The 19,209-nt window shown below is 50.6% G+C and carries 20 protein-coding genes; 13 read left to right on the top strand and 7 right to left on the bottom strand.

What is annotated here, in order from left to right; all coding sequences use genetic code 11:
• Positions 1-39: 39 nt before the first annotated feature.
• On the bottom strand, positions 40-1,059 hold the full coding sequence (galE, locus tag J2I46_RS09250) for a UDP-glucose 4-epimerase GalE (RefSeq protein WP_374758083.1): 1,020 nt from the start codon (positions 1,057-1,059) through the stop codon (positions 40-42).
• A gap of 159 nt (positions 1,060-1,218) precedes the next feature.
• Here galE and J2I46_RS09245 point away from each other — a divergent pair, with 159 nt between their 5' ends.
• On the top strand, positions 1,219-2,094 hold the full coding sequence (locus J2I46_RS09245) for a transglutaminase-like domain-containing protein (RefSeq protein WP_207328714.1): 876 nt from the start codon (positions 1,219-1,221) through the stop codon (positions 2,092-2,094).
• Between the two features lie 69 nt (positions 2,095-2,163).
• Here the strand turns inward: J2I46_RS09245 and J2I46_RS09240 are convergent, their stop codons facing one another.
• On the bottom strand, positions 2,164-2,778 hold the full coding sequence (locus J2I46_RS09240) for an SGNH/GDSL hydrolase family protein (RefSeq protein ID WP_229379665.1): 615 nt from the start codon (positions 2,776-2,778) through the stop codon (positions 2,164-2,166).
• Positions 2,779-2,985: 207 nt separating this feature from the next.
• Between J2I46_RS09240 and J2I46_RS09235 the strand changes: the two genes are divergently transcribed.
• A complete protein-coding gene (locus J2I46_RS09235; RefSeq protein WP_207328713.1) occupies positions 2,986-3,537 on the top strand; it encodes a hypothetical protein in 552 nt (183 codons plus the stop codon).
• 122 nt (positions 3,538-3,659) lie between these two features.
• Here J2I46_RS09235 and J2I46_RS09230 read toward each other — a convergent pair whose 3' ends face one another.
• The 3 genes from J2I46_RS09230 to J2I46_RS33165 form a co-directional block, all read right to left on the bottom strand.
• Positions 3,660-4,016 (bottom strand): hypothetical protein, encoded by a 357-nt coding sequence (locus tag J2I46_RS09230; RefSeq protein ID WP_207328712.1) that lies wholly within the window; start codon positions 4,014-4,016, stop codon positions 3,660-3,662.
• A 324-nt stretch (positions 4,017-4,340) separates the two neighbouring features.
• On the bottom strand, positions 4,341-5,045 hold the full coding sequence (locus J2I46_RS09225; protein WP_207328711.1) for a hypothetical protein: 705 nt from the start codon (positions 5,043-5,045) through the stop codon (positions 4,341-4,343).
• 126 nt (positions 5,046-5,171) lie between these two features.
• Positions 5,172-5,294: a hypothetical protein gene (locus J2I46_RS33165; RefSeq protein ID WP_262898015.1), complete on the bottom strand. Its 123-nt coding sequence runs from the start codon at positions 5,292-5,294 to the stop codon at positions 5,172-5,174.
• Positions 5,295-5,317: 23 nt separating this feature from the next.
• On the opposite strand from J2I46_RS33165, the gene J2I46_RS09220 reads away from it, so the two are divergent.
• From J2I46_RS09220 to J2I46_RS09195, 6 genes are all read left to right on the top strand, one after another.
• Positions 5,318-5,596, top strand: a complete 279-nt coding sequence (locus J2I46_RS09220) for a co-chaperone GroES (RefSeq protein WP_198172210.1) — start codon at positions 5,318-5,320, stop codon at positions 5,594-5,596.
• Positions 5,597-5,723: 127 nt separating this feature from the next.
• On the top strand, positions 5,724-7,361 hold the full coding sequence (groL, locus tag J2I46_RS09215) for a chaperonin GroEL (protein ID WP_207328710.1): 1,638 nt from the start codon (positions 5,724-5,726) through the stop codon (positions 7,359-7,361).
• Between the two features lie 228 nt (positions 7,362-7,589).
• Complete coding sequence (locus J2I46_RS09210; RefSeq protein ID WP_207328709.1) at positions 7,590-10,283, top strand: M14 family zinc carboxypeptidase; 2,694 nt, start codon at positions 7,590-7,592, stop codon at positions 10,281-10,283.
• 138 nt (positions 10,284-10,421) lie between these two features.
• The gene (locus J2I46_RS09205) at positions 10,422-10,859 is read left to right on the top strand and encodes a hypothetical protein (RefSeq protein ID WP_207328708.1); all 438 of its coding nucleotides are present in this window, start codon (positions 10,422-10,424) and stop codon (positions 10,857-10,859) included.
• 128 nt (positions 10,860-10,987) lie between these two features.
• Positions 10,988-12,094: a Nif3-like dinuclear metal center hexameric protein gene (locus J2I46_RS09200; protein ID WP_207328707.1), complete on the top strand. Its 1,107-nt coding sequence runs from the start codon at positions 10,988-10,990 to the stop codon at positions 12,092-12,094.
• A gap of 116 nt (positions 12,095-12,210) precedes the next feature.
• Entirely contained in the window at positions 12,211-12,966 is a 756-nt protein-coding gene (locus tag J2I46_RS09195) for a zinc ribbon domain-containing protein (RefSeq protein ID WP_207328706.1), read from the top strand.
• 79 nt (positions 12,967-13,045) lie between these two features.
• On the opposite strand, the gene J2I46_RS09190 is transcribed toward J2I46_RS09195, so the two are convergent.
• Positions 13,046-13,705 carry a PepSY-like domain-containing protein gene (locus J2I46_RS09190; RefSeq protein ID WP_207328705.1) on the bottom strand — a complete coding sequence of 220 codons (660 nt, stop codon included), beginning with the start codon at positions 13,703-13,705 and terminating at the stop codon, positions 13,046-13,048.
• Positions 13,706-13,787: 82 nt separating this feature from the next.
• Positions 13,788-14,396, bottom strand: coding sequence for an SGNH/GDSL hydrolase family protein (locus J2I46_RS09185; RefSeq protein WP_207328704.1), 609 nt, complete (start codon positions 14,394-14,396; stop codon positions 13,788-13,790).
• A 255-nt stretch (positions 14,397-14,651) separates the two neighbouring features.
• Here J2I46_RS09185 and J2I46_RS09180 point away from each other — a divergent pair, with 255 nt between their 5' ends.
• From J2I46_RS09180 to proB, 5 genes are all read left to right on the top strand, one after another.
• Positions 14,652-15,260 (top strand): RNA polymerase sigma factor, encoded by a 609-nt coding sequence (locus tag J2I46_RS09180; RefSeq protein ID WP_207328703.1) that lies wholly within the window; start codon positions 14,652-14,654, stop codon positions 15,258-15,260.
• Positions 15,250-17,016, top strand: coding sequence for a hypothetical protein (locus J2I46_RS09175; RefSeq protein ID WP_207328702.1), 1,767 nt, complete (start codon positions 15,250-15,252; stop codon positions 17,014-17,016). Before J2I46_RS09180 ends, J2I46_RS09175 begins: the two co-directional genes overlap by 11 nt.
• 72 nt (positions 17,017-17,088) lie before the next feature.
• On the top strand, positions 17,089-17,259 hold the full coding sequence (locus tag J2I46_RS09170; protein WP_207328701.1) for a hypothetical protein: 171 nt from the start codon (positions 17,089-17,091) through the stop codon (positions 17,257-17,259).
• Between the two features lie 161 nt (positions 17,260-17,420).
• Entirely contained in the window at positions 17,421-18,050 is a 630-nt protein-coding gene (gene aat, locus J2I46_RS09165) for a leucyl/phenylalanyl-tRNA--protein transferase (protein WP_207328700.1), read from the top strand.
• A gap of 96 nt (positions 18,051-18,146) precedes the next feature.
• Positions 18,147-19,181, top strand: coding sequence for a glutamate 5-kinase (gene proB, locus J2I46_RS09160; protein ID WP_207328699.1), 1,035 nt, complete (start codon positions 18,147-18,149; stop codon positions 19,179-19,181).
• The last annotated feature ends 28 nt before the right edge of the window (positions 19,182-19,209 follow it).

Here is a 19,209-nt window from a genome sequence, read left to right as displayed (position 1 = left end):
TGGTAGCAACGCAACAAAAGACAGTAAACTGAAAACACTTTAACTGATTTTCTGCTGCCAGCGCCAGGCGTCCTGGAGCGCATCGGCCAGGGTACGTTTTGTTGTGAAGCCTAAGCCCCGGGTCGATTTGGTTACGTCGGCATATATCTGCTCAATATCGCCGGGGCGACGATCTCCCAGGTGATAGGGAAGTTTAATGCCATTCACTTCCTCAAATGTGTTGATTAATTCCAGAACTGACGCCCCACGACCCGTGCCAATATTAAATACATCGTAGAAAGCCGTCTCTTTCTTTTCAACCAGTAATCGTACGGCGCTAACGTGGGCGTCGGCCAGATCCATGACATGGATGTAATCCCGAATGGCCGTACCATCCGGCGTATTGTAATCATTGCCATGAACGGTCAGGCTGGCACGCTGGCCAGAAGCCACCTGCAATAGATAGGGCACCAGATTAGCCGGCACTCCACGGGGCAGTTCACCAATCAGGGCGGATGGGTGAGCACCGATGGGGTTGAAATAACGGAGCGAGATAGCCCGTACCGGCATGTTGGCCGCTACACAGTCACGGATAATGTCTTCACAGATCGCCTTTGTGTTGCCATATGGCGACATAGCTGGCAGCCGAGGTGTTTCCTCTGTTACGGGCAGGTGCTCGGGTTGCCCGTAAACCGTGCACGATGACGAGAACACCAGATTCTGTACCCCAAATTGCGGCATCAGTTCCAGCAGCAACATCAGGGTATCGAGGTTATTGCGGTAATACTTCAGAGGCTTTTCAACTGATTCACCAACGGCTTTAGAAGCGGCGAAGTGAATAATGCCGGCTACCTGTTCCTGGCTGAACACATCGGTCATGGCGGCTCGATCGTTACAATCGATGTGGTAGGAACGTACCTCCCGGTTTAAAATAGCTTTCAAACCGTCGAGTATACTTGGTTCCGAATTGGAAAAATCGTCGACAATGACGGGCTCGTATCCGGCCTCTGCCAACGCGACAACTGTATGCGATCCAATGAAACCGGCTCCTCCAGTAACCAGTATTTTTTGGGGTGTTATTGGGTTAGCGTCCAAATCGTTTTTTGTAATTTTTTGTTGTTACTTGCAAAGAGGGCAAGTCTGGCCTGGCTCGTAAAAACCGGGCAAAACTAACCAAATCAGTACGGTTTCTCAATCAATTATTTAGCATAACCCCTTCCCTATTACGTAGCAACGCTTATGAACGACAACGAAATCAAAGCCCTGATCTCTTTGCTCGACGATGACGACACCGAAATTACTTCCCATGTGGAAGGGCGCATCCGGCAAATGGGCAGTGCAATCATTCCATTTCTCGAAACTGAGTGGGAAGGCAGTTTTGACCCATTTTTGCAGAAAAGGATCGAAGAAATCATCCATGATCTGCAATATACATCGGTACTCGACCGGCTGTATGCCTGGAAAGAGAGTGGTGCTATGGACCTGCTCGAAGGTCTTTGGATTGTGGCCACCTATCAGTACCCTGATCTGTCGATAGACAAACTTCGACAAGACCTGGAACAGCTTTATTACGACGCCTGGCTGAAAGTACAAACAGATGTTCATCCGGCCGACCAGGTCAAGGGATTGAATGGCGTATTTTATAACGAAATGAAGTTTGCGCCCAATACTAAAAACTTTCATTCGCCGGCCAATTCGATGATCAATCAGGTGCTTGAAACGCGCCGGGGTAATACTATATCGCTTTGCCTGATTTACATGATGATCGCCCAAAAGCTGGGGCTTCCCATCTATGGTGTCAACCTGCCTAATCTGTTCGTCTTAACCTACAAAGCGCCCAACGGTGTACAGTTCTACATCAATGTATTTAATCGGGGGCTGATCTTTTCAACCAAAGACATAGACCACTACATTGGGCAACTGAACCTGAAACCAGCCCCGATCTTTTACCAGCCCTGCTCTAACGTCGACATTATCCGTCGAATGCTTAGAAATCTGATGCTTTCATTTGACCGCAATGGCGACAAAATACGAATGGAAGAGGTGGAGAAAATGCTGAACTCACTCAACGACGAAGCTGATAACTTACCACTTTCTGACTTCACACAGCGGTGACAAGTACCGTCTGGTTCAGGGTTAAGCCGGTTCGGCATAGGGTGCCACGCTGAACCAGGCGGCTCACACCTAGTTCAGTATTTTTTCTACAATGGGCAGCGCTTTCTCGGCCCATTTCTTCATTTGCTTTCCCGAATAATGTAGGCCATCGGCGGCAAACTGAGAAGCATCGCCCGCGGCCTGACGCGTCAATGGTGTAATGTCGATAAAAGTCACTCCCGCCTCAGCACATACCTGACTCGCTACAGCATTAAACTCATCGATCTGTTTGGCAATAGTAGCTCGATCACGCGAAGCAGCGAATGGCGACGCACCCCAATCAGGAATAGATAACACCACCACATGCGACGGTTGGTTTCGGGCGTAGTGAACGGCCACCTGCACTAGCTGTCGGAATTCAGTCCTGTAGCGATCAATAGGTTGCCCCCGGTACTGATTGTTGACCCCAATCATCAATGATACCAGATCGTACTGCTGTTTGTTGCCTGAAGCAATAATAGCCTCGTTCAATTCGGCGGTAGTCCAACCGGTTCGGGCAATGATGGTAGGGTTGTTAACGTCAGTGCTCCTACTCCTCAATAATCTTGCCAATTGCACACTCCAACGGTCGTTTTCCTGTACACTTTCACCTATAGTATATGAATCGCCAAGTGACAATACATTAATGTTACTTAAATCTTTCATATGACAATTAAGAAACAGCAAGGAGGAACCGAATAGAAGAAAAAGAGAAAAAAGAAGGCTTATGCGCATAAAGTGGCCGGGTGTTTGCTCTATTCCAAGGTTGGATACCATAGTGATTTAGTGAGTGACCAATTTAGGCAGCAGTTGCCTTCTGATGATCGTTTAACGTCAACTTATGTATGTCGTCCGTACAGCCTCAACTACTACATGCCGAATCAGTCTATTATTATCAGTCGAGAGATCAGTTCGCAACTTATTGCCTACCTGACCGGCCGATTAACAATAAATGATTTTGCACAGTGGGTACATGAAACTCCCGAATTAAGCGTTGTACTTTCTCCTATTGATTACGCAGAACTTATGTCGATCGATTTCCAACAAGCCCATACCCCTTCTTTGCTCGACAAACTATTGCGTGGCTACATTGACTGGGCCCAGCATGAGAAAGAGCAAATGGCTGAACTTTTAATGGCAATTATTTGGAAAGATGATGTGCCTACTGCGCTGATCGGCGCTTACGATAAATTCAAGCAGGGGCTTCGCTTTCTGAATGTACTGGGCAATGAATATGGGCTGGCTCTACTTACCAACTATGGGTCGGCACCCAAACAGGGGGATGGGCACGAACGTATGATCGCGGCTATTTATCCGAAAGCCCGCGAAGAAGCTAAGCGAATTCTCACCTGCCTCGTTTCCGGTAAAATAAAGTTTACGGGTACGTACACAAAAGAAGGCTATCCCGAATATATAGAGTTGTAGCGTGTTCAGCGCTGCCAATAGACACAGATAGCATTATAAATAAAGAGACTCGGGGTCCTGCAAGTGATAGCGTTTAAAGCGTCACGTTTGCAGAACCCCGAGTCCCTTTGTTTATAATGCTATTATTCGGCAGCCTTGAAACGTAGCCGTGCTGTGTGTACCTGCTCGCTGTCTCCTGCCTCGGGCAATGACAATTTGGCACTTAGCAACTGCCTGGTCAGCTCGTCGTTCAATTGTTTGTCGGTAGAAAATACTGTGGGGTTGATTAACTTGTTATCATCTGCCAGACGAAACTGAATGACAACGACTCCATTACCGGTTGCCTTCTGCATGGCAGTTGGGTACGTTAGCTGACTGGCCAGTTGTTGTTCTACACTGACCTGTGGCTTTGCCTTGCTGATCTTTTTAGTTCCAGGGTTGGCAAAAGCCCCAACGGTTGTAACACCGAGGATAATCCATGAGCAAACAAGCGTTTTCATGATATAAGGCTTTTAAAATGAGAGAATAGACCAAACCCAGTCTGTCGTTGCACTCGCTCGTATAAGCACTGGGTGCGCTATCGTATTGACTACTGCTGGCTGACTGATATGTAATATTACGCAGTTGTTACCTTAATGTTATCTCAATGTTAAGCCTGTCTGCTACCGTAATTTGATTTGCAACGTGAAAATGCAATTAATTTAATTTACATCTACCTGACAATCAACACTATATATATAAATATAAATAGCGGGTCAATGTTAAGAAACTTAACAATTTCTTAACATTGACCCGCTACCGATCAGATCATCACTGGATGTAGTTCAGCACACTACGCTGTTAAGTAACTGCTGGGCAATGGGAAGCAGGGTTTCCTGTTCAGGCACCCGGCGCTGGCATTCAAGCCGGAAAGTGGCCGGATTCGGCAGATTATAGCGACGGATCAAATCCAGTTTGAGCCGCTCAAATGTTGTACCTATCGTGCGCTGGGTACGTTCTCGCAGTTGCCAGTGTACCATCCGGCCTCCCGGTGCCTGGTCATCATACAACGTGAGTCTGTATTGATAAATAGACAAATCGGTAGAAGTGGCATAATGAAGAAAGAGGTATCCTTCATCGGGACGCAGTGGCATAAGCCCAATAGGTTCGAGGGTCAGTGTAGCGGCAAGATCATCCCACCGTTGTTTGCCCTCTGTCAAGGTTGCGCTGAAGCGAGGCAGGGCAAAATCAACAATCTCATCCACTTCATCCAGTAGGGCATCGGCCGGTAACTCAGATTCATAGTCTATTCGGGGCGGGGGGCCACTGATTCCGGCTACACGCTTGGGAAAGGCCGCCATAAGTGTACCTTTGCCCCTCCGAAAATGAAGGGTAGCTTCGTAATGGCGCTTTACTTCGGGCAAGTCTGGATGTAGTTGACTGTCAGCAAACCGCCGTCCAACACTTTGCAAATACGCCAAAACGACATACTGCTTGTATTCGGTGTCGATCCGATTTTGTGTCAGCCAGTCGTACGGTAACGTAGTCATATGCGGATATTACGGATAGAGTGAAGAATGTTCTTTTCTACAAGATATGGCAATAACGAATTTTTGCCATACAAAAGGTATCTAAATTATTCGTTTACCAAATAATACTCTTCAGATAGCCCCGATTCACTGCTTGCTGGCCATATCCTGAAATTTTGTCAGGTTTACGGGTTTGGCATAGAGGTTGACCATCTGCCGATTGTCTGATTGATTATAATCAAACCAGTTTTTATTAACAACCTTAATCATCTCTTATCGCTATGACCACAGCAATGGAAGACGTGAAAGTAAAGCCCCTCGCCGACCGCGTGGTGGTTGAACCGGCCCCGGCTGAAGAAAAGACCGCTTTCGGAATCATTATTCCCGACACGGCCAAAGAAAAACCCCAGCGTGGCACTATCGTCGCTATCGGTACAGGCAAAAAAGACGAGCCCCTCACCGTACAGGTAGGTGACACGGTACTGTATGGTAAATATGCTGGCACCGAAATCACCATCGAAGGCAAAGAGTATCTCATCATGCGTGAGTCTGACATCTTCGCTATCGTTTAAAAATCAGTTTACTGTTTACCGTTTGCTGTTTTCTGTAGTTCGCCGACGCGATGCTCTGCCTACAAAGCAATAGTAGCTAAAAAGCAACAGAAGACAGTAAACAGCAAACTCATTTCAACTTAAGATTATGTCTAAGAAAATTCTTTTTGATACCGAAGCCCGCGATAAGATTAAGAAGGGCGTTGATACGTTGGCCGATGCCGTTAAGGTAACGCTGGGACCTAAAGGCCGTAACGTTATTCTTGACAAAAAATTTGGCTCACCAGCCATCACCAAAGATGGTGTTACGGTAGCTAAGGAAATTGAACTGAAAGACGCCATGGAAAACATGGGGGCTCAGTTGGTGAAAGAAGTAGCGTCGAAAACAGCTGACTCAGCTGGTGACGGTACTACTACGGCTACTGTACTGGCTCAGGCTATCTACTCGATCGGTGTGAAAAACGTAGCGGCAGGTGCCAACCCAATGGACCTGAAGCGCGGTATCGACAAGGCTGTTCTGGCAGTAACAGCCAACCTGTCAGAGCAAGCTCAGACAGTGGGTGATGATTTCAGCAAAATCGCGCAGGTAGCTACTATTTCGGCTAACCACGACGAAGAAATCGGTACCATGATCGCCGAGGCGATGAAAAAAGTAGGTAAAGAAGGTGTTATCACGGTTGAAGAAGCTCGCGGTACTGAAACGGAAGTTAAGACCGTAGAAGGTATGCAGTTCGACCGCGGCTACCTGTCGCCATATTTCGTAACCAACACCGAGAAAATGGAAGTTGAACTGGAGCGCCCGTTCATCCTGATCTCGGAGAAGAAAGTATCGTCGATGAAAGAACTGTTGCCAGTTCTGGAGCAGGTGGCCCAAACGGGTCGTCCGCTGCTGATCATCGCCGAAGACGTTGACGGTGAGGCTCTGGCTACACTGGTTGTGAACAAAATCCGCGGTGCCCTGAAAGTGGCTGCCGTTAAAGCACCTGGCTTCGGCGACCGTCGGAAAGCCATGCTGGAAGATATCGCCATCCTGACCGGTGGTACTGTAATCGCTGAAGAGCGTGGCTACAAACTGGAAAGCGCAACGGCCGACTACCTGGGCCAGGCTGAGAAGATCATCATCGATAAAGACAACACCACCATCGTGAACGGTGTTGGCGTGAAAGATGATATCGCTGGCCGCGTTAACCAGATCAAAGCACAAATCGAAAACACAACGTCTGACTACGACCGCGAGAAGCTCCAAGAGCGTCTGGCCAAATTGTCGGGTGGTGTTGCCATTCTGTACATCGGTGCTGCTACCGAAGTAGAGATGAAAGAGAAAAAAGACCGCGTTGATGATGCCCTGCACGCTACCCGCGCTGCCGTTGAAGAAGGTATCGTAACAGGTGGTGGTATCGCTCTCATCCGCGCTATCTCTGCTCTTGACGCAGTAAACACAATCAACGAAGACGAGAAAACGGGTGTGAACATCATCCGGGTGGCTCTTGAGTCGCCACTTCGTACGATCGTTGCCAACGCCGGTGGCGAAGGTTCAGTAGTTGTGAACAAAGTGAAAGAAGGTACAGGTGGATATGGCTACAATGCTAAAAACGATACCTTCGAAGACCTGTTCGCTGCTGGTGTAATCGATCCGAAGAAAGTAACGCGTCTTGCTCTTGAGAACGCAGCCTCTATTGCCGGCCTGTTGCTGACAACGGAGTGCCTGATCTCTGACGAGCCAGAAGAAGCACCAGCTGGTGGCGGTCACGCCCACGGCGGTGGCGGCATGGGTGGCATGATGTAATTGCCCTTTCGCTTTTTATGTAAAACGCCCCTGGCCTCACGGTCAGGGGCGTTTTGTATTTCAGGGCATAACACAAGCTAAAATTATGCCAGTAAAGCCTATGTGCGGCAAAAACAACCAACAAAAATGTTTCATTTTCAACTAGTTGAAAAGTATAAGTAACGAATATCATGTGATTAATACATTTTCATATATTAGCCGTCAGTACTACCTATATCCTATCTAAGCATGAAAAAAATATACCTATTCAGTTTTCTGCTGACCTTTCTGTGCACAACGCAAGCCGTACGGGCGCAGCGAACGATCTACCATCGAATTCAGCTTAGTATAAGTCCTGAAAAGCTGGAGTACTTATTCAATCACGGCCTGGAAGTAGATCACTTCGGCTATGAGAATAAGCAGGATTTTACGGCGGAGGTCTCCGAACAGGATGTGGCCCTGATCAAACGGAACGGGCACAGGGTAACGTACCTGATCAAAGACCTTGAAAAGAACTATACAGCCATAAACCGGGAAATTGACCGGCAGGCGGCGCTTGATCGAAAAACGGCCCGGCTAGCAACGGCCTCAACGCCCACTAACTTTAGTTTAGGTACCTATGCCGGGTATTATTCGTATGCGGAGTTGCCCGCCATTCTCGATAAGATGCGAACACTCTACCCGAACCTGATTACGGTTAAAACGAGCATTGGCAATTCTGTGGGTGGTCGCCCGCTGTACATGGTCAAGATCAGCGATAACCCGGACGTCGATGAGAACGAACCCGAAATGCTGCTCAATGCCCTGCACCATGCCCGCGAGCCAGTTAGCCTCAGCCAGTTGATTTTCTTCATGTGGCACATGCTGGAGAATTACGCCAGCGACAAAGAAATCCGGACGCTACTCAACAGCTCGGAGATCTATATCGTGCCCTGCGTGAACCCGGACGGGTATGTGTATAATCAGACGACTAATCCGACGGGCGGGGGATTGTGGCGCAAGAACCGCCAGGCCAACGCCAATGGAACGTTTGGAGTAGACCTGAACCGTAATTATTCGTACAACTACGCCCGCGACAATACCGGCTCCTCGCCTACGCCATCGTCAGATACGTATCGGGGTACGGCTGCGTTTTCGGAGCCGGAAACAGCCGCCCTCCAGACGTTCGCCGCACAACGTCAGTTCGTTACGGCGCTGAATTTTCACTCGTATAGCAATGCGTGCATTTATCCATTTGAAAGTCTGAATCCGAATAGCAACGTAGAATTGGCTACGTTTCGAAATGCGGCTACCTATATGACGGTAGAGAACGGCTTCAAAATCGGAAACGCCTTCGAGACTGTAGGCTATACCGCCAACGGCACAGCGCCAGACTGGGAGTTTGGCGAGCAGGTGGCCAAGAGCAAAATGTACGGATTTACGCCCGAAATAGGAACGTCGGCGGATGGGTTCTGGCCAGCGTCTTCGCGCATTATTCCGCTGAGTCAGTCAATGATTGATATGAACCGGAAGTTCCTTCGCATCTCGACCTACTACGGCCGGGCCACGGTTAGCCAGCCGCTTGCCGTAACCCAGGCATCAGGTACGTTGGCTTACCAGTTTCAGAATTTCAGTATCAAGCCCACCAGTTATACCGTATCGGCCACCAGTTTGAGCGCCTCGGTTACGGCGGTTGGGGCGGCAAACACACATAGTGGCCTGGCACTGCTGCAAACCACTCCAGGTACAATTGCCTTTACGGTAGCGGCCGCTACACCAGCAGGTACGTCGCTGCCTTTCGAGGTGGCCGTACATAACGGATTATCGGTGATAAAGGACACAGTCACACTACTGTACTCGCCATCGTGCGGTGCTCCGGTTGGTCTGGCGGCGGCAAGCGTAACAGAAACCAGTGCTACCCTGTCGTGGAGCGCTGTCTCGGGCGCAACGTCGTACGCCGTGTCGGTGAAGCCGAGAAGTACCACCGCCTGGCCGGCCGATGTTAACGTGAGTGGCACTACCTACGCGGCCTTTGCCCTGACGAGCAATACCGATTATGACTGGCGTGTGAAACCAACCTGTGGTACGTATGCCACAGGTACGTTCAAAACGCTGCTACAGACCTGCTTTACCGAAAACAGTGGTCAGGTTGTGTTTGAAGCCGAGAATTTCAAAACGGCCGTTGTTGGAACCGGCACTGCCGCTGGCCGAACCTGGTCGTCAGTGGCGGTTGGTACGGCATCGGGCGGGCAGGCAATGGCGGCATCGGGTACAGGAATCAACCTGCAGAATTCACTTGTCGGCCCCCGGCTCGATTACTCGGTGAACTTCACCACAACGGGTACATACTACGTCTGGGTACGTATGGCGGCGGGTACAAGTGGTACTACTGATGATTCATTCCACCTGGGTCTGGATGGAACAGCCGTTACGCTGAACCCAAATACGTCGAACTACAACAACGGTAATACGGCCTGGACCTGGATTAAGGCTGCAGGAACCACTGCATTCAAAGTGGTGGTATCAACACCCGGTTCGCATACGCTCAACCTCTGGATGCGCGAAGACGGAACCCGTGTCGACAAGTTTATATTAACGACCCGTTCAACTTACACGCCCACTGGCACAGGGCCAACCAGCAGTGCCGCCTGCGGTGGTTCTGTTACATCCAGCTCGGTTGTCGGCCAACCACGCCTGGGGGTTGATAACGAATCGACACCAACAATGGAGGTACTGGCCTACCCGAATCCGTTTGTTGAGACCATTACGGTAAAAACTGTTCCTAATGGCCAGAGCAGCAGCCTGCGCCTCCTCCAGACGAACGGAACGTCGGTTAGTCAGAGCACCATTCCTGGCACAGCATCTGAAACGGTACTGTCTACGAAATCGCTTCCGGGCGGCCTGTATTTCATCGAACTTATTCGTGATAACCAGCGCCGTGTTATACCGGTACTGAAGCAGTAGTTTCAACATCATTCTCGCGCACAACGCCCCAGCTAAACCAGTTGGGGCGTTGTGCGTTTACACAGAAACTTCGGCCCGACGCAACTTCAAGACAGCGTTTCCGTACTGGTTGTAATTTCTCGTTAACCGCTTACACTCATGAAAACGCTAGCCTCTCTTCTGCTGTTTGGGGTTCTACTAACAGGCTGCAAGTCAAGCAACGATGCCGTAACGCCTGCTACTACTACAAATTTTCCAGACATCGTTGCTCCGGGAACCTGGACCATTTCGTCATTCATGCAGGGTACTGAAGACAAGCTTAAAACCCTGGGCAGTATCAAAATAACCTTCTCCAGCGACGGTAAGGCCATAGCAACGCTGGATAACAGCCAGAGCACGTCGGGCAATTGGTCGTGGGGTGGCAACAGCTACTATGGCACGCCGGCTGATTCAAAAACGGTCACGTTGAATTTTGGCACCAGCAAACCCTACGACAAGCTGAGCAAAACCTGGACAATTATCAACGTTTCGTCGTCAGTAATCAGCCTCGACAATGCCAATCCAGCCGAGAATGAGCATCTGAAATTGAGCAAATAATTAACTACAGCCAGCTTACCAGAACAGTCAGTACACAATTATCTACAAACTAAAAGGCCAAAAGACCTGTGCACACGCACGGGTCTTTTTTGGTCAAAAGGTCCGTGCACACCCGTACCTTTGCGGATATGACAACGCCATTGATCCGTGATCTGACACGCTACCTGGATGCCTGGGCACCGCCAGCCTACCAGGAATCATACGATAATGCCGGGTTGATTGTGGGCGATCCGAACGTACCTGTAACGGGCGTACTGGTTTCGCTCGATACCACCGAAGCCATCGTTGACGAAGCGATCGAGAAGGGCTGTAATCTTATCGTAGCGCATCATCCCATCGTTTTTAAAGGCCTGAAGAAGATCAACGGCAAAAACTATGTGGAACGCACCGTTATCAAGGCCATCAAGAATGATATCGCCGTTTTTGCCGCTCATACTAATCTTGATAGTGTAGCGGGCGGCGTCAATTACCACATTGCCAGCCGACTTGGCCTGCAAAACGTACAGATTCTGGCCCCTAAATCGCAAACACTTAGTAAGCTGGTTGTCTACGTACCTGAAACCGATTTACCGAATGTACTGGCATCTGTATACGAGGCGGGTGCGGGGCAGATTGCCAACTACGACCACTGCTCATTCCGGGTTGGTGGCACAGGTACGTTCCGGCCGCTCGATGGAGCCAGACCCGTAGTTGGTGAGGTCGCCAAAGATGAAATCGTTTCTGAACAGCGCCTTGAGGTATTGCTGCCAACGTACCTGGAAGGAACGGTGGTGCGGGCTATGCAGCAGGCGCATTCGTATGAGGTTCCCGCTTATGATCTGTACGCCCTGAATAACACCAACCAGACCGTTGGCTCGGGCGCAGTGGGTGAGCTGCCCGAAGCACTCGATGAAGCAACCTGGTTACAGCACCTGAAGAGCAGCATGAACGTAACCGTTGTGCGGCATACGGCGCTGCGCAACAAACCGGTGCAACGCGTGGCAATCTGTGGCGGGGCGGGTAGCTTCCTGCTGTCTGACGCCGTTCGGGCCGGGGCCGACGCATTTGTTACGGCCGACTACAAGTATCACGAGTTCTTCGATGCTGACGGACGAACCATCATTTGCGATATTGGCCACTACGAAAGCGAGGTATTTACCAAAGACCTGATTGCCCAGCATTTGAGGGAGAAATTCACTACCTTTGCGGTAATTTTAGCAGGTACTGACACCAATCCGGTCCGGTACTTCTTTTAGATAGAACAACGAAGCAAGAAATATGAGACAGGCTCCTGACAACGAATGGTCATCTTGTTTCTCACGTCTTATTTCTCACTTCTCTCAGTATACATTTTAAAACATCACTCCTCCGAATGGAACTAACGGTAGCGCAAAAGTTAGACGCACTTCTTAAACTGCAGGCCATTGATTCTCAGTTAAATGATATTCGCAAAATGCGGGGCGACCTACCCGAAGAAGTTCGCGATCTTGAAGACGAAATTGCCGGTTTCGAAACACGTGTCGGTAAATTCAATAGTGAAGTAAGCTCCCTTCAGGAAGAAGTTGACCGTCATAAGGGTATCAAGAAAGACGCCGACAAGCTGATTGCCCGCTACAAAGAGCAACAGATGAACGTGCGGAACAACCGGGAATTCGACGCCATCACGAAAGAAATCGAACTGCAATCGCTGGAGATGGAACTGTCGGACAAAAAAATTGCCGAATCACAATTCCGGATTCAGGGTAAGCAGGAAGAGATCAACACTACGCAGGAATCGCTCAATCTTCGTAAAGAAGATCTGAAGATGAAAAAGCAGGAGCTTGATCAGTTGGTAGCCGAAAGCGAAGCCGACGAACGGTCTCTGTCGATCGAGCGCGACGAGCAGGCTAAAAATGTGGAAGCCCGTTTGCTGCTTTCGTACGACAAAATCCGGAACAACGCCATCAACGGGCTCGCCGTTGTAACAGTGCGTCGTGGTGCCTGCGGCGGTTGTTTCAACGTGGTTCCTCCACAACGGCAGGCCGACATCAAAGACAAAAAGAAGATCATCGTTTGCGAACACTGCGGCCGTATCCTGGCCGACGTTGACGCTATTGTTGAACCCGTAGCGGTTGGCCGCAGCCGGTAGAACTCGTTTAGTTGTTAACGAAAAATGGCCCGCAGCGATCGCTGCGGGCCATTTTTCGTTAACAACTAAACGGAATAAATCAGCCAGGGCCCTGATGACCTTTAGGTGGTGCCTGCAGGTTACCGTTCACATCGAAATGCAGTTCGCTGGTTTTACCGTTCAGGGTGTACCGAACATCGTAGAACATGACAGTACCCGTAGTAGCATCGGTCACAACTTCAGCCCGAACAAGTGAATAGCCAGCATAATTGGCCATCATGTACGTAGTTACCGGGGCTGGCAACTTATCGGCGGTGATCACCGTCCGAATTGGCGGCGTACGATTACCTTTGGGTCCGCCGGGACCGCCACCGCCCTTCGGGCCATTCCCTGGTCCCTGCAGCAACGTACCTGCCTTGTCGAAATGAAGTTGGCGGGTTTTGCCATCCAGCGTAAACTGAATTTCGTAGTAGGTAGCCCCACTGCGATCAACGCCCTGCTCGGCCTGCACAAACACGTAAGTTGGGTAGGTTGCCAGCAAATACGTGAATACAGCAGCAGGTACAGTTTCTTTGGCAACGATGGTTTCGTTACACGGTTTTCCGGTCACGGCTGTAGCGTTGTTTGGGTTACCTAACCGAGCTAATGACGCAACAATCGAAGCCTCGTCCGTTTGCGGATCAACGGTAGAGTTGCTTTGGGAAGTGCAGGCGGTAACAGCGGCCAGCAGCGCCAAGCCAAACATCAATTTTTGTAGCATAGAAATGGATTTTGGAAAAGTGAGAAAAGTGTAGGTACGCGTAAAAACCAGTTGATCGATGAGCCGACCAGGCGAGTAAAGGTTAGGACCATAGCGTGTAGGTTGGTTCGGTAATGAAGGTGTGTAGTTCACTGCCCACCACCTCATGAGCAACAGCGCTCAGCTTGTCTGAAGAGCCTGCCTGAAAGAGTTCATCGCCCCCCTGCAGATGCTGGCTCAGATCGAAGAGCGGGACTTGCCACTCACGACTTTCCTGCGCATAGATGGCCTGCGTTATCCTGATGAACTGTTGTTCAAGCTCATTACGATGTGGCAGAGGAGACATCAGCACAACCTGACGATTGTACACACGTACTTGCAGCAGCACCTGTACCAACTGTTCACGGTGTTTTTTTGCCTGTTCGAGCCGGTCTCTTTTTAGCCAGAACCGGGCGTGCATGAGCAGCCTGCCAACGGGTTTCGACGGAAGCCAGCCAAGCGGCGAGTCGAACTGAAGTAGAATGAGGTCGTAATCAGACAGGCGTAACTGGGGCAATAGCCGAACGGCCTCAACCATATTAACGAGATGATTGTCTACCTGAACCTGATGCCTCGACGAACGGAGGCGGCGGACAAACTGCGCCATGTAGCTTTTGCCAGGGGGTAAACCTGGCCCGCAAGCCTGAGTGCCCCCCAAAATAAGTACCTTCATTGTGGTAGTGATTGTTGTCTAGCGTACATGTTCAGTGAGCAATCTGTGCGTCAGTAAGCGATCTGTGCGGGTGACCTTCCCGTGCCAATTATCCTTACGTACGAGCCTCACCGGGCGTTGCAGGCAATTGCCAAATTTTCAGGGTTTATCGGTCTGTGTAAAAAGTTGTTAGATTAAGGTTTGTCTTGCAACAAGGAGGGTAGTTTATGCGTAGCGTATTGTACGTAGTGTGTTTCATTTAAACTGCCAACGCTCGTGTTTTTCCGACGCCGTTCCTCCTTCACCGATAACGATCTGCTAAGCGTTATCGAAGCCTGCCGAACAAATGACGTTCGGGCACAGCGGACGCTCTTTCGGCAGTATTACAGTTACGCCAAAAGCGTCTGCCTCCGCTACATGGCTAATGTTGATGAGGCCGATGACGTACTGAATGAGAGTTTTCTGAAGGTATTTCAGCATTTGGGGTCGTATGATACCTCGTTGCCGTTTAAGGCCTGGCTGCGGACCATCGTGGTGAATACCACAATTAGTTACCATCGCAAACATCATAAGCTCGATACGGTTTCATTAACACCACCGGCCGGCAATAATCCACCACCCGACATTCCCGTACACGAAACAGCCGTTGACCAGCTTGCCGCCGAAGAAATTCTGGCCCTGGTACAACAGCTCCCCCCTATTCACCGAACGGTATTCTTAATGCACGTAGTCGATGGCTACAGCCTGCGCGAAGTTGCCGACAATCTCAACGCTAATGAGGCAACCATACGGTCTCACTTCCTGCGGGCGCGGGTTCGCCTTCAGGAATTAGTTACAACCGCCTCTTCATCATCAAAACGTCCGTCACCATTCTATGAAAACTGATCCGTTTGACGACGCCATCCGCCGAAAACTAGAAGGAGTTGACCCTCCGTTTCAGGAAAAAAACTGGACTCAGTTTCAGCGGTTCATGGGTGTTCAGGGCTTTCCGCCGTCGTTGTGGCAAACCCCTACCCGGTGGCTCCAACCCGCTTTAATGGCCGCCGCCGTTGCGGGTGTGATGATCACTACCGTTTGGCAATACCGAACTACGCAGTCGCTGAACGAACACGTACAGACGTTGACCAAAACGGTTGAACGGCTGGAACAGTCACAGATGCGCCTGCAGAAGTCGGTTTCGGCTATGAATACAGCATCGGCCCGGGTAGATACGGTCTATCTGACCCGATCAACCCAATCTGATGCATTCGCCGCCCGCCCGTCAGAGACCTCGTCGGCTCCGTATGAAGTATACCGATCCTATAACAGCCGCCAACGGGTAGCCGATGCACCACTTGCTGCCACCAACGAAACAGGGGGGCCGGCCTCAATGAGTGTGTCTGATAAATTCAGTGGGCCAGCCCGTGCCGACAGTCGGGTACGATCGCAACGGACGCCTGTTACGGATCAGCTTGCCGCCAGTCAGCCAACCAGAAATACCCAGCGAACGCTTACGGGCCAGCCTCAGTCGGCAAGTGACCAACTGGAAACCGGACCGGCCACGACGGTTAGCAATCCCCTGATGACCGGTCGGTCTGCCTATAAAACCAATCCGGTAGCAACGGATCAATCCCGCTACAGGTCTGCTCCTATCGGATCCATTCCGATTCCTCCCGAATCGGGTCGGACAGTTACGCGCCGCACCGGCCGGGCAGGTTTGCTGGAAACGAACGGCCAACCTGTTGATTACCAATCGAACCAATCAGTCGACCGTTTAACCAAAACGAATGAACCCACTCTTTACTCTCCCTCAGTAACGAATCAGGCAGGGACTGCCGAAACAGCTCAGGCTAACCCGTCAATCATGGCCTCGGGTCCGTTGGCTACCGTGCACCCCTTGGTGCCGATGGCCCCAGCCGGCCCCTCAGAGGCGTTGGCAGAGAGTTGGCAGCGTCATTTGCGCCGGGTACGTTACCGATCACCGTATATGACTTCGCTGAGTTCTTCCGTGGCTGCTGCTGAACCGGCTTCACCCCAGAAACACACTACGCCATTACCCGTTGAGTTCCGGGTTGGCGTTGGTGGCGAGTTAGGCACGGCTCAAACTGGCCTGGGTGTTTACGCAGAGGCTATCGTAGCAAATCACTGGACGGTTGGAACTGGGTTAAGTCAGATTAACTGGGCAGGTGATGCGTATCAGAACGAGCAGCTGTTCATGAACAAAACAAAGCGTGATTTCCGGAAAGATTATCCCGGCACGGCCAAAATACCAATTGGCCCCGGTCGTCCACCCGAAGTCACAGATATTAGCCGGGCCGGGCAGTCACTGGCGATTCCGCTGCAGCTTGGGTATCGGATTGGCCTGCGAAGCAGCTTTGTACTGACGCCATTTGTTGGGCTTAACCTGAGTTTGAACCCCCGCGAAACAGTTACGTATGCCTATGAACACTATGGCCCACGCGATGAGATACGGGAGAATCTGACGGTGAAACGCCCGCAACTCTGGTACAGCAGTTGGACAACCGGCGTTGGTGTTGAACGGCAATGGAATCGACTGACCGCACAGGTAAGTCCGGTGATTCTTATGCCGCTTACCGATGTGGACGCTTGCCTGAATTCGGCCTCTTTTGGGGTTCGCGGACGTTTGTTCTACCGGTTCTAAGCTGATTCAGTTTGGCATTCCAGACAAAACCCTGTAGTTTAGTAGACTTTCTCTTTTTTTACTAACCTACATATGAATCGTAACGACTTATTGAAGTTGCTCAGCTTTGTATTGGTAGTGCAACTCTTTTTTACGGCCCTCCGCTATTTTGGCGGCTACGAGGCCCCTCCGGTTCTTGCCAGCGGAGTAACGGCCGGCGTCTTGTCCGTTTATTTTGCCCGGCAGCGTCGAAAGACCAAATAGTCAGTAATCAAGCTACGCTACTTCAGTTGGCGTAGCTTTTTTTTTGAGTTAGCCAAGCCGGTAGCACTGCCTTCACCGTGCCAAACTTAACCGTTTGTGAGCTTGTTGGTTAGACGAAGTTTTCTATAACTTTGTTAAAACAGCTATCCCTTTCGGATTTCATGAATAAGCTGACCGCCGACGATCTCATCTACGGTTATATCAACGGCATCTTCCCGATGGCCGATGCCGACGGTACGCTTTACTGGTACTCGCCAGACCCCCGTGCCATTATCCCGCTCGATACCTACAAGCCTGCCAAATCGTTACGCCCCACCCTGAATAAGCGGTTATTCGACATTCGAATCAACACTGATTTTGAGCAGGTTATGCGCTATTGCGCCGTTCCCCGTTCTGAGGACGACAGCACCTGGATCTCGGAAGAGATTATTAACGCCTACACCGAATTGCACCGGATGGGTCTGGCCCATAGCGTTGAAACCTATATAGACAACCAACTGGTAGGCGGCCTGTATGGAGTTGCTATTGGCTCGGTTTTTTTTGGTGAATCCATGTTTCACCACGTACCCAACGCCTCGAAAGTAGCCTTTCATCACCTGATTCTCATCTTACGGGAACAGCAGTTTCAGTTGCTGGATACCCAGTTTATCAACGATAATGTGAAGCGGTATGGCGCCATTGACATCAGCAAACGCGACTATACCAATCTGCTCAAAAAAGCACTTCGTCGTAAAGCACGCTTCACGGAAGCGGCCATCGAGCACCTCTTCAAAAGTCACGCTGGCGACTGACAACAAGGCCATTATTGATCGGTCAATTTGTGGCATTGTGCTTCGATAGCAGGCCTCTACACCTTATACTTCGGCGTTTGGGCTTATTTTTGCCCCATGTCCCTTCCGATTCTTGTTCTAAAATTTGGTACCGCTTCCATTACATTACCCACCGGCGAGTTGAACAAACCCGCCATGATGGACATTGCCCGTCAGGTATCAACCCTGCGCGATCAATATCATATTGTGCTCGTTTCGTCGGGTGCCGTGGGTGCTGGCCGGGCGAGTATTGCTAATTACCGGGGTGAGATCAGTCAGCGAAAAGCAGCAGCGGCGGTTGGCAATCACCTGTTGCTGAACCTGTATAGTCGTTTTTTCGACGTATACGGCATTACCGTAGCGCAGAGCCTCTGCGAACGGCATCACTTCGCCAACCGCGATCAGTTCCTGCAGCTAAAAGATACGTATGAAGAGCTTTGGGGAAACGGCATTATCCCCATCGTGAATGAGAATGATGTGGTCAGCAACCGCGAACTGAAATTCTCAGACAACGATGAACTGGCTACGCTACTGGCCGTAGGTTTTGGCGCCGAAGTGCTTATGCTCTGCACGTCGGTGGGCGGCCTGCTCGACCCCGACGGCAATCTGATCAGGCACGTACCCAGGCTAACCGAAGCCGTTTTTGGCGTAGTTCGTACCGATAAATCGTCGATGGGGCTGGGCGGAATGGCCTCCAAACTGACCTTTGCCAAGCTGGCCACGCGCATGGGTATTCGAGTCGTTATCTTTGGGTTGACCGAAGCTGAAAGTATTCGTAAAGCGTTGGATGGCACTATTGGCACACAGATTGAACCGCAACCCATGACCTTATCGGCACGCAGCCGGTGGCTGGGCAGCGGCAGTTTGGTGGTCGGGCGCGTGAAAGTTGATACCGGCGCCGCAGTAGCCCTGCAACGCCGGAGTAGTCTGCTGGCCGTTGGTATAGCCGAAATTCTCGGCGAATTTTCGGCAGGTGAAGTCATCGAAATCGTTGATGAATCGGGCACAGCTGTAGCCGTTGCTCAGGCCCGCCTCTCCTCGTTCGATCTGGCGAATCTGGCTTCCCGGCAAAATGTAGAAGTGGCGAATGCCAATGACATTGTACTTTTGTAATACGCTGTTAAAAAGCCCGTTCGCCCCA

Source organism: Fibrella forsythiae, from assembly GCF_017353175.1.
Classification (GTDB): Bacteria; Bacteroidota; Bacteroidia; order Cytophagales; family Spirosomataceae; genus Fibrella; species Fibrella forsythiae.
This window is presented reverse-complemented; position numbering and strand designations above follow the sequence as displayed.

Coding starts and splice junctions, on each gene's coding strand:
- J2I46_RS09205 (WP_207328708.1), top strand. CDS start 10,422: ATGAAAACGCTAGCCTCTCTTCTGCTGTTTGGGGTTCTACTAACAGGC.
- J2I46_RS09210 (WP_207328709.1), top strand. CDS start 7,590: ATGAAAAAAATATACCTATTCAGTTTTCTGCTGACCTTTCTGTGCACA.
- J2I46_RS09240 (WP_229379665.1), bottom strand. CDS start 2,778: ATGAAAGATTTAAGTAACATTAATGTATTGTCACTTGGCGATTCATAT.
- proB (WP_207328699.1), top strand. CDS start 18,147: ATGTCCCTTCCGATTCTTGTTCTAAAATTTGGTACCGCTTCCATTACA.
- J2I46_RS09195 (WP_207328706.1), top strand. CDS start 12,211: ATGGAACTAACGGTAGCGCAAAAGTTAGACGCACTTCTTAAACTGCAG.
- J2I46_RS09245 (WP_207328714.1), top strand. CDS start 1,219: ATGAACGACAACGAAATCAAAGCCCTGATCTCTTTGCTCGACGATGAC.
- aat (WP_207328700.1), top strand. CDS start 17,421: ATGAATAAGCTGACCGCCGACGATCTCATCTACGGTTATATCAACGGC.
- J2I46_RS09230 (WP_207328712.1), bottom strand. CDS start 4,016: ATGAAAACGCTTGTTTGCTCATGGATTATCCTCGGTGTTACAACCGTT.
- J2I46_RS09170 (WP_207328701.1), top strand. CDS start 17,089: ATGAATCGTAACGACTTATTGAAGTTGCTCAGCTTTGTATTGGTAGTG.
- J2I46_RS09200 (WP_207328707.1), top strand. CDS start 10,988: ATGACAACGCCATTGATCCGTGATCTGACACGCTACCTGGATGCCTGG.
- J2I46_RS09220 (WP_198172210.1), top strand. CDS start 5,318: ATGGAAGACGTGAAAGTAAAGCCCCTCGCCGACCGCGTGGTGGTTGAA.
- J2I46_RS33165 (WP_262898015.1), bottom strand. CDS start 5,294: ATGATTAAGGTTGTTAATAAAAACTGGTTTGATTATAATCAATCAGAC.
- J2I46_RS09175 (WP_207328702.1), top strand. CDS start 15,250: ATGAAAACTGATCCGTTTGACGACGCCATCCGCCGAAAACTAGAAGGA.
- groL (WP_207328710.1), top strand. CDS start 5,724: ATGTCTAAGAAAATTCTTTTTGATACCGAAGCCCGCGATAAGATTAAG.
- J2I46_RS09190 (WP_207328705.1), bottom strand. CDS start 13,705: ATGCTACAAAAATTGATGTTTGGCTTGGCGCTGCTGGCCGCTGTTACC.
- J2I46_RS09185 (WP_207328704.1), bottom strand. CDS start 14,396: ATGAAGGTACTTATTTTGGGGGGCACTCAGGCTTGCGGGCCAGGTTTA.
- J2I46_RS09235 (WP_207328713.1), top strand. CDS start 2,986: ATGCCGAATCAGTCTATTATTATCAGTCGAGAGATCAGTTCGCAACTT.
- J2I46_RS09225 (WP_207328711.1), bottom strand. CDS start 5,045: ATGACTACGTTACCGTACGACTGGCTGACACAAAATCGGATCGACACC.